Annotated in this window: 11 protein-coding genes and 1 pseudogene; 6 read left to right on the forward strand and 6 right to left on the reverse strand. The window is 68.3% G+C overall.

Annotated elements, in window-relative coordinates:
* From AC1DRO_RS20910 to AC1DRO_RS20935, 6 genes and pseudogenes are all read left to right on the forward strand, one after another.
* Window positions 1-951 (forward strand): annotated as a pseudogene (locus AC1DRO_RS20910) (carboxypeptidase regulatory-like domain-containing protein); the annotation flags it as partial.
* 577 nt (window positions 952-1,528) lie between these two features.
* Window positions 1,529-1,885 carry a YraN family protein gene (locus tag AC1DRO_RS20915; RefSeq protein ID WP_028275215.1) on the forward strand — a complete coding sequence of 119 codons (357 nt, stop codon included), beginning with the start codon at window positions 1,529-1,531 and terminating at the stop codon, window positions 1,883-1,885.
* On the forward strand, window positions 1,886-3,433 hold the full coding sequence (locus AC1DRO_RS20920; RefSeq protein ID WP_476952301.1) for a YifB family Mg chelatase-like AAA ATPase: 1,548 nt from the start codon (window positions 1,886-1,888) through the stop codon (window positions 3,431-3,433).
* Window positions 3,434-3,478: 45 nt separating this feature from the next.
* Window positions 3,479-4,666, forward strand: coding sequence for a DNA-processing protein DprA (gene dprA / locus AC1DRO_RS20925; RefSeq protein WP_476952302.1), 1,188 nt, complete (start codon window positions 3,479-3,481; stop codon window positions 4,664-4,666).
* A 78-nt stretch (window positions 4,667-4,744) separates the two neighbouring features.
* Window positions 4,745-5,695 carry a tyrosine recombinase XerC gene (locus tag AC1DRO_RS20930; RefSeq protein ID WP_476944104.1) on the forward strand — a complete coding sequence of 317 codons (951 nt, stop codon included), beginning with the start codon at window positions 4,745-4,747 and terminating at the stop codon, window positions 5,693-5,695.
* 380 nt (window positions 5,696-6,075) lie between these two features.
* Window positions 6,076-6,579, forward strand: coding sequence for a DUF3145 domain-containing protein (locus AC1DRO_RS20935; RefSeq protein WP_026266435.1), 504 nt, complete (start codon window positions 6,076-6,078; stop codon window positions 6,577-6,579).
* 130 nt (window positions 6,580-6,709) lie between these two features.
* Here the strand turns inward: AC1DRO_RS20935 and fabF are convergent, their stop codons facing one another.
* From fabF to AC1DRO_RS20965, 6 genes are all read right to left on the reverse strand, one after another.
* Entirely contained in the window at window positions 6,710-7,945 is a 1,236-nt protein-coding gene (gene fabF / locus AC1DRO_RS20940) for a beta-ketoacyl-ACP synthase II (RefSeq protein ID WP_028275211.1), read from the reverse strand.
* Window positions 7,946-8,112: 167 nt separating this feature from the next.
* Window positions 8,113-8,358 (reverse strand): acyl carrier protein, encoded by a 246-nt coding sequence (locus tag AC1DRO_RS20945; protein ID WP_090578669.1) that lies wholly within the window; start codon window positions 8,356-8,358, stop codon window positions 8,113-8,115.
* A gap of 201 nt (window positions 8,359-8,559) precedes the next feature.
* The gene (locus AC1DRO_RS20950) at window positions 8,560-9,618 is read right to left on the reverse strand and encodes a beta-ketoacyl-ACP synthase III (RefSeq protein ID WP_476952303.1); all 1,059 of its coding nucleotides are present in this window, start codon (window positions 9,616-9,618) and stop codon (window positions 8,560-8,562) included.
* The gene (locus AC1DRO_RS20955) at window positions 9,615-10,544 is read right to left on the reverse strand and encodes an ACP S-malonyltransferase (protein WP_476952304.1); all 930 of its coding nucleotides are present in this window, start codon (window positions 10,542-10,544) and stop codon (window positions 9,615-9,617) included. Before AC1DRO_RS20955 ends, AC1DRO_RS20950 begins: the two co-directional genes overlap by 4 nt.
* A gap of 87 nt (window positions 10,545-10,631) precedes the next feature.
* The gene (locus tag AC1DRO_RS20960; RefSeq protein WP_018773431.1) at window positions 10,632-11,876 is read right to left on the reverse strand and encodes a PucR family transcriptional regulator; all 1,245 of its coding nucleotides are present in this window, start codon (window positions 11,874-11,876) and stop codon (window positions 10,632-10,634) included.
* Window positions 11,877-12,081: 205 nt separating this feature from the next.
* Window positions 12,082-13,693, reverse strand: a 1,612-nt coding sequence (locus AC1DRO_RS20965) for a transketolase-like TK C-terminal-containing protein (protein WP_476952305.1), incomplete at its 5' end; no start/stop codon positions are given.

Below are 13,693 nucleotides of genomic sequence, written 5' to 3' on the forward strand. Positions count from 1 at the left end.
GTCGAGTACCTTGTGGACGGGCAAGTCGTGGCTGCGGGTACGTATCCCGGGACCTGGGTCGTCATCGTGAGCGCGCGGGCGAAGATGGGCTATGTTTTGGCCCCAGGCGCGCCGGCCCTGTGGGTGGCAGCGTTCAAGGGTTCCCTTTCGGGGGCGGCCCCTACGATCACTGGTGCCGCGAAGGTCGGTTCGACGCTTACCGCCGTCCCCGGAACCTGGGGTCCGGCTCCGGTGAGCCTGGCCTACCAGTGGAAGGCCGGCGGCGTCGTCATTCTCGGAGCGACAAGCAGTACTTATAAGCCGACCAGTGCCCACGTCGGAAAGACGCTGACAGTGACCGCGACCGGATCGAAGGCCGGTTTCGCCAACATGGCCAAGACGTCCAGCGCTACCGCCGCGGTGGTCAAGGGTTCGCTGGTCGGGCCGACACCGATGATCACGGGTACCGCTAAGGTCGGGTCGACCCTCACCGCCAACCTTGGCATCTGGTCACCGTCCACGATCAGTCCCCGCTATCAGTGGTACCGCTCCGGCGCGGCGATCACCGGCGCAACCTCCGTAGCTTACAAACCCACCAGCGCCGACGTCGGCAAGGCTATGACAGTCAGGGTCACAGCGTACAAAACCGGCTATACCACCGCGGTGAAGACCTCAGCCGCGACAGCGGCAGTGCTGAAGGGTTCGTTGGTTGGACCGGCGCCGAAGATCACGGGTACCGCCAAGGTCGGGTCGACCCTCACCGCCAACCTTGGCATCTGGTCACCGTCCACGATCAGTCCCCGCTATCAGTGGTACCGCTCCGGCGCGGCGATCACCGGCGCAACCTCCGTAGCTTACAAACCCACCAGCGCCGACGTCGGCAAGGCTGTGACAGTCAGGGTCACAGCGTACAAAACCGGCTATACCACCGCCGTGAAGACCTCAGCCGCCACCGCCGCGGTGGTCAAATAAGAACGGATGGCCCGAAGAGAGACACCGGCCATCAGCGTATGACAAATGAACCCCGCCAGCCGGGATAGCTGGCGGGGTTCATGCCAAGTCCTTCATGCAGGAATAACGACAACATGCCGACCCCCGCATGCGAATCCATTTGTTCCAGGCACGGGCGGTACTCCTCAATCCCATCGGGACCGGCTCACCCGCGTCCGCGGAGCTTAGAGATTGCATTCATGCCGCCCACCGATCCGGACAAAGGCTCGGTCCTCGACGCGGGGTCCTTAAAGTTCCGAGCATGGCCCCTTCGGGCGGTCGACCGTGTCGGCCTGCGAATCCACCGGCTCCCACAGGGGTGATCTGCCTCCGCACGTGATCGGCGGCTCAGCTCAGAAGCCACCTTCGACAGACTCTGCGGTGATCGCAGACTGCCGGCTTCGCTATGACCAGTGCATTTCAGTACATGGCCCGTAAGTGGGCTGGGAGCCTATCATTCAGTCGACTTATATCCCCGTTGCCAGGGAACATCCGGGAGTTTCCCACATAGCGCCGATGCCCCCTGTGCCTGATACCAATACCGCCCCACGCTGGAGGCATGAGAGCTAAGGATGTGCTGGGCCGGCGAGGAGAGGACCTCGCGGCGGATTTCCTGCAGGCCCACGGCATGCGGATCGTGGAGCGGAACTGGCGCTGCCCGGAGGGTGAGATCGACATTGTCGCGCTCGACGGCGACGCGCTGGTCATCGCCGAGGTGAAAACCCGGAAATCCCTGGCCTTCGGGCATCCGTTTGAGGCTGTCGGCGCGGACAAGCTGGCCAGGCTCCACCGGCTGGCAGCGGCGTGGTGCCGTGCCCAGGGGCTGTGGATGCCGCTGTGCCGCGTGGACGTGATCGCGGTGGTCGACGACGGCATCGGCGAGCCCGCCGTCGAGCACCTCAAAGGGGTGGGGTAGATGGCCCTGGGCCGGACCTATTCCGTCGCCCTCATGGGCCTCAACGGCTACATCGTGGAGGTCGAAGCCGACATCGGCCAGACCCTGCCGGCGTTCGTGATCCTGGGCCTGCCGGACGCCTCACTGAACGAGGCCAAGGAACGGATCCGCTCGGCGGCGCAGAATTCGGGGATCCCGCTAAGTCGCCGGAAGATCACGGCCAACCTCATTCCGGCATCGCTGCCCAAACGCGGTTCGGGATTCGACCTCGCCATCGCCATGGCCGTGCTGCTGGCGGCGAACGACATCCGGCCCACGGGCCGCACGGTCTTCATCGCCGAACTCGGCCTGGACGGCCGGCTGCGGCCCGTGCGCGGTATCCTTCCGGCCGTGATGGCCGCGGTCCGGGCCGGCTACCCCGAGGTCGTCGTGGCCCGGGCGAACGTGGCGGAGGCCGAGCTGGTCCCCGGCGCGCAGGTCCGGGGCTACGCCACACTGGCCCGGCTCGCGTTTGACTGCGGCGCGGACCCGCAGGACCTCGCTCTCGATTTCGAACCCGAGACCGAGGACTCCAGCCACCCCGAACCCGGCACGGGTCCCGCCCTGGTGCCGGACATGTGCGATGTCTCCGGCCAGGCGGCGGCGCGGCGTGCATTGGAAGTAGCCGCTGCCGGTGCCCACCACGTACTGCTGACCGGACCGCCGGGTGCCGGGAAGACCATGCTCGCCGAGCGGCTGCCCGGGCTGCTGCCGGACCTGGGCGACACCGAGGCCATGGAGGTGACTGCCATCCACTCGCTGTGTTCGCTGCCGTCGGGCTCCGTGCAGCTGCTGCGCCGCCCGCCCTACGAGAACCCGCACCACACCGCGACCGCGGTGGCCATCATCGGTGGCGGGTCCGGCCTGCCGCGGCCCGGGGCAGCGTCCCGGGCGCACCGCGGGGTGCTCTTCCTGGACGAGGCCCCGGAATACGACCGCGGCGTCCTGGACGCCCTGCGGCAGCCGCTGGAAAGCGGTGAGCTGGTCATCCACCGCTCGGCCGGGTCCGCGGCCTATCCCGCCCGGTTCCAGCTGGTCCTTGCAGCCAACCCCTGTCCCTGCGGCAAGGCAACGGGCAAAGGAGTGGACTGCATCTGCACGCCCATCATGCGCCGCCGGTATCAGGCCCGGATGTCAGGGCCGCTGCTGGACAGGGTCGACATCCAGCTCCAAGTCGAGCGGGTCTCGCTCGCCGGCTTCGGCCAACCTGCGGCCGAGGAAGGAACGGCCAGCATCGCGGAAAGGGTCCGGGCGGCCCGGGCCCGCCAGCTGGACCGGCTGCTGCCATTCGGGATGGAAACCAACGCGCAGGTGCCGGGGCGGCTGCTGCGCGGGTCCCTGCGGCTCGATGCCCCCACCACCCGCATCCTGGACTACGCGCTGGAGCGCGGAGTGCTGACCGCCCGCGGCTACGACCGCGTGCTGCGCCTCGCATGGACCCTTGCGGACCTGTCCCGGCACGACGTCCCGGACGCAGACGACGTCGGGCAGGCGCTGGGCCTGCGGCAGGCCGCCGCGGTCTCACCCTGAGCCTGCCGGCACGAAGCCCACCCCAGCCGTGCGAAAGGAACCACCATGATTGATGACGAACGAACAGCCCGCGCCGCCTTGGCCCGCCTGTTCGAGCCGCAGGACGCGGCGGCCCTGGCACTGGTCCAGGCAGTGGGGGCGCAGGACGCCCTGCGGATTGCCAGCGGCGCGCTGGCCGCCGGTCCCGGGCTCGAACAGGAGATCACTGGAATCCTGGTGGACAGCGGGTCCGGCAGCGGCTGGTCCGGGCTCAGCGAGGGGCTGAAGCGTTGGGCCCCGCGCGTGCCCGACCTCGCCCCGGAGCGGGACCTGGCCACCATGCACCGGCTCGGCGGACGCCTCATCATTCCCACGGATGACTTGTGGCCGCGGCAGCTGGCGGACCTCGGACTGCAGGAGCCTCTGTGCCTGTGGTGGCGCGGCGTGGAACAGGAGCTGCCCCCGGCGGCCCGGTCCGTTGCCCTCGTGGGCTCCCGGGACAGCACCAGCTACGGGGCATCGGTGACGGGCGACCTCGCCTACTCGCTGGCCCAGCGCGGCTTCACGATCGTCTCCGGCGGGGCCTACGGGATTGATGCCCACGCCCACAGGGCGGCCCTGGCCGGAAGCGCGGGCGGTGTGCCCACCATTGCCGTCATGGCCGGGGGAGTGGACCGCTTCTACCCCGCCGGCAATGAGGACCTGCTGCGGACCGTGGCGAACCGCGGCGCGGTCCTGGCCGAGGTTCCGCCCGGGTCCGCTCCCACCCGCTACCGGTTCCTGCAGCGGAACCGGCTCATTGCGGCGTTGGCCTCCGTCACGGTCGTGGTCGAGGCCCGGTGGCGCTCCGGCGCCCTCAACACGGCCCACCATGCCGAAAGTCTGGGCAGGGCCGTGGGCGCCGTGCCCGGTTCCATCCATAGCGCCAACTCCGCCGGCTGCCACCGGCTTCTCCGTGAAGGTGGCGCGGTATGCGTCACGGATGCCGGGGAGATCGCCGAGCTCGCCTCCCCGAGCGGCGAGGCGATGCCCCCGGACAAGGCAGGCCGGTCCGAAGCCCACGATGGCCTGACCCTGGAGGACCTGATACTGCTCGATGCCCTGCCGCTTCGGACCACTACTTCGGTCGAGAAGCTGGCCGCGGTGGCCGGGCTGGGCCCGGACTCGGTCCGAGCCGGTCTTGGCCGGCTGGGGCTGCTGGGGCTGGCCGAATCCCGGCACGGCGGCTGGAAACGCTCCGGGAAGGCGGACTGAGATGGCTTGCTTCACCGGGAAGAAGCGGCTCGCCGACCGGCTCCTTGAATGCCGGGGGAATACTGCCAGAGTAAGAGGGTGTCTACACAGGATCCCCCCGCTGCCCCGCCCGCCGCGCCCGACGGCGATATCCAGCTCGCCGCCGCACGCTTCGGCCGCTACCTGGAAGCGGAGCGGGGCAGGTCCGCCCATACCGTGCGGGCCTATCTTTCCGATGTCGAAAGCCTGCTCGCGCACGCCGCAACCGAGGGCGTCCACGACCTTGCCGGGCTGGAGCTCGGGACCCTGCGGCGCTGGCTTGGCGCCCAGAGCGAGTCCGGGAAGTCCCGCGCCACCCTGGCCCGCCGCGCCGCCACCGCCAGGGCCTTCACCGCCTGGGCTGTCCGTGAGGAGCTGATCGAAGCCGACCCCGCCCTGCGGCTCAAGGCGCCAAAGCGGGAGAAGTCCCTGCCCGGCGTCTTGCACCAGCAACAGGTCCGGCGGCTCGTGGACGACGCCGAATCCGCCTCGGCCGAGGGGGAACCGCTGGCCTTGCGCAACCGTGCCATGGTGGAGCTGCTCTACGCCACCGGTGTCCGGGTTGGCGAGCTGGCCGGCATGGACGTTGACGACCTCGACCCGGACCGCAGAACCCTCCGGGTGCTCGGCAAGGGCAACAAGGAACGCACGGTACCCTACGGGCTGCCGGCGGCGCTCGCCGTCGATGACTGGCTCCGCCGGGGCCGGCCGGCCCTCGCTACCGGGACCAGCGGCCCGGCGCTCTTCCTGGGCGCGCGCGGCGGAAGGGTGGACCAGCGCCAGATCCGCAGCGTGGTCAAGGAGATGCTGGAACGGCTGGGAGACACCGCCGCCACTGGGCCGCACGCCCTGCGGCACTCCGCAGCGACCCACCTGCTCGACGGCGGGGCCGATCTGCGCGCCGTGCAGGAAATCCTCGGGCACAGCAGCCTTGCCACCACCCAGATCTATACCCACGTGTCCGTCGAGAGGCTCCGGCAGAGCTACCAGCAGGCGCACCCCCGGGCCTGAGGATCGCCGGCCGGGCGCGTCCGGCCGGCCGGAAAGGCGCACAATTCGGCCCGGATTCCTGCCCGGGATTCCGCCCGCATACCTGCCCGGCGCCAAGCGGACCAGGGTCCACCTGCAGGACTGCCGAACCGTGCACGGCGCGCCGGAAAAGACGCGCCGAATCGCACTGGCGTAATTAGGAGGGGTAAGGCAGAATAAAACTCACGCCCGGGAAGTTTCAAGTTGAACTTGAAGCTGGAATGCACCACGTCCCAGCTTTGAACCCGGTTGTATATTAGTAGTCTGGCAGGGACCGCCGGCATAAATTCGGATCCGCGCAACAGACAGACATCCAGGCACAGGTCGTTGGGGAAGACGTACCTACAGCTATGGAGGATGGAATGTCTGTTGCACTGACCCGAGGTGTGTTGTTCGTTCACTCGGCCCCGACTGCCTTGTGCCCCCACGTCGAGTGGGCCATAGGGTCTGTCGTGGACAAGCGGACGGACTTGGAGTGGACCGCTCAGCCTGCCGCGCCCGGAATGTTCCGGGCCGAGCTGTCGTGGACCGGAACGCCGGGCACGGGGGCTCAATTGGCGTCCGCTCTGCGAGGCTGGGCCCACCTGCGCTATGAAGTCACTGAGGAGCCGAGCCAGGGGGTGGACGGCGGCCGCTGGTCGCACACCCCGGAGCTCGGGATCTTCCACGCCACCACTGACGTCCACGGCAACATCATGGTGTCCGAGGACCGCATCCGTTACGCCTACGAATCCGGCGCAGGCGACCCCTCGGCCGTCTACCACGAACTCTCCCTCGCCCTGGGCGAGGCCTGGGACGAGGAACTCGAGCCGTTCCGGCACGCCGCCGAAGGCGCCCCCGTGCGCTGGCTGCACCAGGTCGGCTAGGGCCTCACCGGGCGCACCACCTCAGCAATTCCATAGCAAGGCGCCAAAAGCAGATGGCGGCAATGTTCACGAAGAACATTGCCGCCATCTGCCGTCCCGGCGTGCTGCGGGCGTGCTGCTGGTCGTGCAGCTACACGCTGCGTACCGCGATCACGGCGTTGTGGCCGCCGAAGCCGAACGAGTTGCTCAGCGCGGCGATGCTGCCGGCCGGCAGGTCGCGGGCGGTCGTGACGACGTCGAGCGGGATTTCCGGATCCTGGTTCTCGAGGTTGATGGTCACCGGCGCCTTGCGGTCGTAGATGGCCATGACGGTCAGCACGGCCTCCACGGCACCGGAAGCGCCGAGCAGGTGCCCCATCTGGGACTTGGTGGCCGAGACCGCGACGGAGTCCACGTGCTTGCCCAGGGCGGCCTTGAGGGCCGCGTACTCGGGCTTGTCGCCGACCGGAGTGGAAGTGGCGTGCGCGTTCACGTGCACGATGTCTTCGGGCTGGATGCGGCCGTCGAACATGGCAGCCTTCAGCGCGCGGGTGGCGCCCAGGCCCTGGGGGTCTGGGGCGGTGATGTGGTAGGCGTCGGCGGTGACCGACGTGCCGGCCAATTCGGCGTAGATCCGGGCGCCGCGGGCCAGGGCGTGTTCCTCGGCCTCGAGCACCAGGGCACCGGCGCCCTCGCCCATGACGAAGCCGTCGCGGTCACGATCGTAGGGGCGTGAGGCGTGCTCGGGATCGTCGTTGCGGCGCGAGAGGGCCTGCATCGAGGCAAAGGCGGCGATCGGCATCGGGTGGATGGCGGCTTCGGCGCCGCCGCACACGACGACGTCGGCCTTGCCGGCGCGGATCAGGTCCAGGCCCACGTGCACGGCCTCGGTGCCGGACGCGCAGGCGGAAACGGGGGTGTGGGCGCCGGCGCGGGCGCCCAGGTCCAGGCTGACCGCGGCGGCTGGGCCGTTGGGCATCAGCATGGGCACGGTCATGGGCAGGACGCGGCGGGGACCCTTTTCGCGCAGGGTGTCCCAGGCATCCAGAAGGGTCCAGACGCCGCCGATACCGGTCGCGAAGGCAACTGCCAGGCGGTCGTGGTCGATTTCGGTGATGCCGGAGTCGGCCCACGCCTCGCGGGATGCGACCACGGCGAACTGGGTGGACGGGTCCATGCGCTTGGCCTCGACCCGGGTCAGGACATCCAGGGCAGGGGTGGAGGCGCGTGCGGCGAAGTGGACAGGCAGCTCGTACTTGGCCACCCAGTCGTCCTCAAGCGTGTGCGCGCCGGAGACGCCCTTGAGCGCGTTCTTCCACATTGTGGGGACATCGCCGCCGATGGGTGTGGTGGCACCCAGACCGGTAATGACTACTTTGCGTGCCATGGGATCACTCTCTGTCGGTGCGCCTGCCGTATCCGGAACCGCGAAGGGGATGGCCGGGGCCTGCGAGGGGAAACTTTGGGGTCGTTCAATTGTTGGTGGTCCGGTCCGGGCACTGCTGCAGCGCCCGGACCGGTCACCGGGGTCCGCCGATACCGGCGGAAGCCAGACTAGGCCTGGGCGTTGGCGATGAAGCCGACGGCGTCGCCGACGGTCTTGAGGTTCTTGACCTCTTCGTCCGGGATGCGGACGCCGAACTTCTCTTCGGCGTTGACCACGATCGTCATCATCGAGATGGAGTCGATGTCCAGGTCCTCGGTGAAGGACTTGTCCATTTCGACAGCCTCCGTGGCCAGGCCGGTCTCTTCGTTGACGATTTCAGCCAGGCCGGCCAGGATTTCTTCGTTGCTAGCCATTGATGGCTCCTTTTCTGGTTATTGCCCTCGGCTGCCGGTGAAATGCCGGCAGCCTACGGGCGGAAATGATTCAAACCGAGGGTTCGGCTTGGTGCGGGAATGCTTGCGAGCACAGCATGCGGGGCGGGTCCTGAAAGTGAAGGACATGCGGTGCAAGGGTGAAACGGGTGGAACGTATTTAGTTCGGAAAGCGGTGGCTGCCTAAGGAAGCACGACCACCTGGGCGCCGAAGACCAGACCGGCTCCGAAGCCGATCTGCAGCGCCAGCCCGCCGCTGAGCTCGGGGTTTTCCTCAAGCAGGCGGTGGGTGGCCAGGGGGATGGACGCCGCCGACGTATTTCCGGCGTCGGCGATGTCGCGGGCGATCTTGACGGTCTCGGGCAACTGCAGCTTCTTGGCCATCTCGTCGATGATGCGCATGTTGGCCTGGTGCGGGATGAACGCGGCGAGGTCCTCGGACCGGATGCCGGCGGCGTCCAGGGCCTGCTGGGCCACCTTGGCCATCTCCCACACGGCCCAGCGGAAGACAGTCTGGCCGTCCTGGCGCAGGGTCGGCCACAGGGACGCGTCGGTCACGGCCGCTTCCTCATCGCTGACGGCGGCGCGCTTGCCGGTCAGGGCGAGCTCGCGGATGTCCAGCATGGAGTGGGTCATGCCGATGGCATCCCACTTGCTGCCGTCCGAACCCCACACCGAGGGGCCGATGCCCGGGGTGTCGGAGGGGCCGATCACGACGGCGCCCGCGCCGTCGCCAAGCAGGAAGGAAATGGTCCGTTCCGTGTTGTCGATGACGTCGGATAGCTTTTCGGCACCGACCACCAGGACGTAGGAGGCCGCGCCGGAGCGCACCAGGGCGTCGCCCTGGGCGATGCCGTAGCAGTAGCCGGCGCATGCCGCCGAGATGTCGAAGGCCGGGGCCGGCGTCGCGCCGAGGCGGTCGGCGAGGCTCGCTGCGGCGGACGGGGTCGCATACGGGTGGGTGACCGTGGAGACGATCACGGCGCCGAGCTGGGAGGCCTCGATGCCTGCCTTCTGCAGGGCTTCACGTGCGGCGCCCTCGGCCATGTCAATCACGCTGACATCGGCGGGTGCGCGGTGCCGGGTGATGATGCCCGTGCGCTGGCGGATCCACTCATCCGAAGAGTCGATCCACTGGCACACGTCCTCGTTGGTCACGATCACGCTGGGCCGGTAAGCGCCGATACCCATGATGCGGGTGTTTGCCTGCACCGGTGCCTGCTTCAGAGTGGGAACGCTCATGCCCCTCCCTCCAGTTCTGCAAATAGGGCCAGGGCCGCGGAAAGATCGTCCGGGGTCTTGACGGTGACTGTCTTGACGCCGGGCATGCCGCGCTTGGCCAGGCCCGCCAGTGTTCCGGCGGGAGCCAGCTCGATGACGCCGGTCACGCCGCGCTGCACCATCGTCTCCATGCACAGGTCCCAGCGGACCGGCCGGGAGACCTGGGCGATCAGGCTGTCGACGGCGGCGGCGCCGTCGGTGACTTCCGCGCCGTCGAAGTTGGACAGCAACGGCACCTGCGGGTCCTTCGGGTGCAGCGACGGACGCAGGGCCTGCAGGGCCGCGCCCGCGGGGGCCATGTGCGAGGTGTGGAATGCGCCCGCGACCTTCAGCGGAATGACCCGGGCCTTGGCCGGCGGGTTCTCCGCCAGGGCCTTCAGCTGCTCCAGGGTGCCGGCGGCTACGGTCTGGCCGGCCCCGTTGACGTTGGCGGCCGTGGCCCCGGCGGCGCCAATGGCTGCCAGGACCTCGGCGGGGTCGCCGCCCACGATGGCACTCATGCCGGTGGGGGTGGCGGCGGCAGCGGCTGCCATGCTGTTGGCGCGTTCGCGGACAAACGTCATGGCTTCGGACTCCGACAAGACACCGGCGAGGGAAGCGGCGGTGATTTCGCCGACGGAGTGGCCCGCAAGGATGACGGGAAGCGTGCCGAGTTCGACGTCGAACAGCGACTTTGCCGTCACCAGGCCCGCAGCGACGATCAGGGGCTGCGCGACTGCGGTGTCCTTGATGGTCTCCTCATCGGAGGTGGTGCCGTGGGCGGTGAGGTCGATGCCTGCTATTTCGCTGAGGGAGGCCAGGAGGCCTGCGACGGGTGGCAGTTCCAGCCAAGGGGCCAGAAAACCAGGGGTCTGGGAGCCCTGTCCAGGGCAAACGATTGCAAGCACGTAACCAGCTTTCCAAATTACCGCGTGAACATTCGTGTTTTCATGCACCAAGCTCACTGGGTCAGTTTGTAGGAAGTCTACAACGGTTCAGGAGCCGTTGCGGGGAGGTTGCCGCTCCGTGGGGGCCTTCGGCGGGGCAGAAAGCCGGCCCACGACGAGGGCGGTCTGGAGCACGAACGCCTCCCGCGGCAGCAGCGGATCCCAGCCGGTGACGTCGCAGACGCGCTTGAGCCGGTAGCGCACTGTGTTGGCATGGACGAAGAGTTCCCGGGCCGTGGCCTCGAGTGAATGGCCCAGTTCGAGGTACGTGCCGAGGGTCTCCACCAGCCCGTTGGAGGCGGCCAGAAGCGGGCGGTAGATGTTCTTGACCAGCGAGCGGCGGGCGGCGTCGTCGCCGGAGATCACCCGCTCCGGGAGCAGGTCATCGGCCGCCACCGGGCGCGGCGCGGAAGGCCACGCGCGGGCCGCGGTGAGGCCGGCAAAGGCGGACTGGGCGGAGCCGCTGGCCTCGAGGAGGGACCCGGCCTCCGGGCCGTAGACCACCGGGCCGGGGGCAAAGAGTTCGCTGAGTTTCAGGTACGCGGTCTCCCGGTCGTGGACCCCGCCCAGGATCAGGATGAGGCGGTCGCCCTGGATCCCCACAAGGGCGTCCTCGGCGAAACGCCCCGCCGTGCGCCGCAGTTCGCTGACGTAGCTGGCGCTTGGTTCGGACGGGGAATTTCCGACCATGACGGTGAAGCGTTCCTGTGCTTTCCAGCCCAGGGCCGCGATCCTGGACCGCAGCGCGTCGGTGTTTTCGCCGCGGAGGATGGCATCGACAATCAGGGCTTCCAGCCGGGTATCCCAGGAGCCGCGGGATTCCGCGGCGCGGGCATAGACGTCGGCGGCCGCGAACGCGACCTCCCGCGAGTAGCGCAGCACGGCCTCCCGGAGGGCCCCCTGGTCCGCTTCCGGGGCGATCACCGGGACCTGGTCCTCGACGACTTCCACCACGATCCGGATCAGCTGGAGCGCCTTCTGCAGGCTGATGGAGCGGGTCAGTTCGGTGGGCGCGGTACCAAAGACGTCGGAGAGGATCCACGACGGCGAACTCGGCCGTTCGTACCAGGTGACGAAAGCCGCGATGCCGTTCTGGGCCACCATGCCCAGGGCGGAACGTTCATCCGAGTTCAGCCGGCCATACCACGGCAGGGACTTCTCCAACTGGCGCAGCGTCGTCGTCGACAGCTGGCCCACACTGGCCCGGAGCTTCTTGAGGGTTTCTGCTTTCTCCGGAGTCATCGCCCTCGAGCTCGGCTTGCGTTTTTCGGGAGTGGTGATCGGCTCTGCCATGCATTGAGCATACGGGGCGGGCCGCCCAAGCTCCATTTGTGCGAAGGCTACAACTGCCCTTGTCCTGCATCACAGCGGCCCGCGGCAGTCCAGAGCACCCCCCGGAGGGAGGCAGGAGAGAGGTGAGGCGGTTAAACGCCCGACGGCGGCCCGCACCTTTCGGTGGGAGCCGCCGTCGAACGTTCGCTCTTGCGCTGAAGCGCGGTTAGGAGTCGCCGCCCGCGTTGCCGGTGGTGCCGGCGTTCACGTTGTGCAGGCGGTACTTCTCGATGGCCTGGGCAGGTGCTTGGGCATCCACTTCGCCCCGGCGGGCCAGCATCTGAAGGGAACGGACCACAACCGAGTGGATGTCGTTCTTGAAGAAGCGGCGTGCCGCGGCGCGGGTGTCCGAGAAGCCGAAGCCGTCAGCGCCGAGCGAGGCAAACTCGTTCGGCAGGAACTGCCGGATCTGGTCCGGTACGGCCTTCATGTAGTCAGTGACGGCCACGATCGGACCGGTGGCGCCGGCGAGCTGCTGGGTCACGAACGGGACGCGGGCGGGCTGGCCGGGGTTGAGGAAGGAGTCTTCCTCGGCGGCCATGGCGTCGCGGCGCAGTTCGGTCCAGGAGGTCACGGACCAGACATCCGCCGAGACGCCCCAGTCCTCGGCGAGGACCCGCTGGGCTTCCAGGGCCCAGGGAACAGACACACCCGAGGCAAGGATCTGCGTGCGCGGGCCGTCAATCTTGGCCGGCGCCAGCAGGTAGATGCCCTTGATGATGCCCTCGACATCGAGTTCCGCCGGTGCGGGCGGCTGCACGATCGGCTCGTTGTAGACAGTGATGTAGTACATCACGTTCCGCGACGGATCGTTGTCGGCAATTTCCTTCCCGGCTTCGCCGGGGCCGTACATCCGGTTGAGGCCGTCACGCATGATGACGCCCATCTCGTAGCCGTATGCCGGGTCGTAGGTGATGACGGCCGGGTTGGTTGCCGCCAGCATGGGGGAGTGTCCGTCGGCGTGCTGCAGGCCTTCGCCGGTCAGCGTGGTGCGGCCGGCCGTGGCGCCGATGATGAACCCGCGGGTCATCTGGTCGGCGGCGGCCCAGAAGGAATCGCCGGTGCGCTGGAAGCCGAACATCGAGTAGAAGACGTAGACCGGGATGAGCGGTTCGCCGTGGGTGGCGTAGGACGTTCCGGCGGCGGTGAAGGCTGCCACGGAACCGGCCTCGTTGATGCCGGCGTGCACGATCTGGCCGGAGATGGACTCCTTGTACGCCAGGACGAGCTCGCGGTCCACGGAGAGGTAGTTCTGGCCGTTCGGGTTGTAGATCTTCGCCGTCGGGAAGAACGCGTCCATGCCGAAGGTGCGTGCCTCATCGGGGATGATCGGGACAATCCGCTTGCCGAACTCCTTGTCCCGCATGAGGTCCTTGAGCAGGCGGACGAACGCCATGGTGGTGGCGGCGTGCTGCTTGCCGGAGCCGCGGTTGGCGACTTCGTAGACCTTCTCGTCCGGGAGGGTGACGTCGGCGTGCTTGGAGCGCCGCTCGGGGACGAAGCCGCCGAGTTGCTTGCGGCGGTCCATCAGGTACTGGATCTCCGGGGAGTCCATGCCGGGGTGGTAGTACGGCGGCCGGTAGAGGTCCGCTTCGAGCTGGTCGTCCGTGATCGGGATGCGCAGGTGGTCGCGGAAGGCCTTGAGGTCCGCGAGGGTGAGCTTCTTCATCTGGTGGGTCGCGTTGCGGCCCTCGAAGTGGGTGCCCAGGCCGTAGCCCTTGACCGTGTGCGCCAGGATGACCGTGGGCTTGCCCTTGAACTCGGTGGCGGCCTTGTAG

Source organism: Arthrobacter sp. P4_F11, assembly GCF_056401395.1.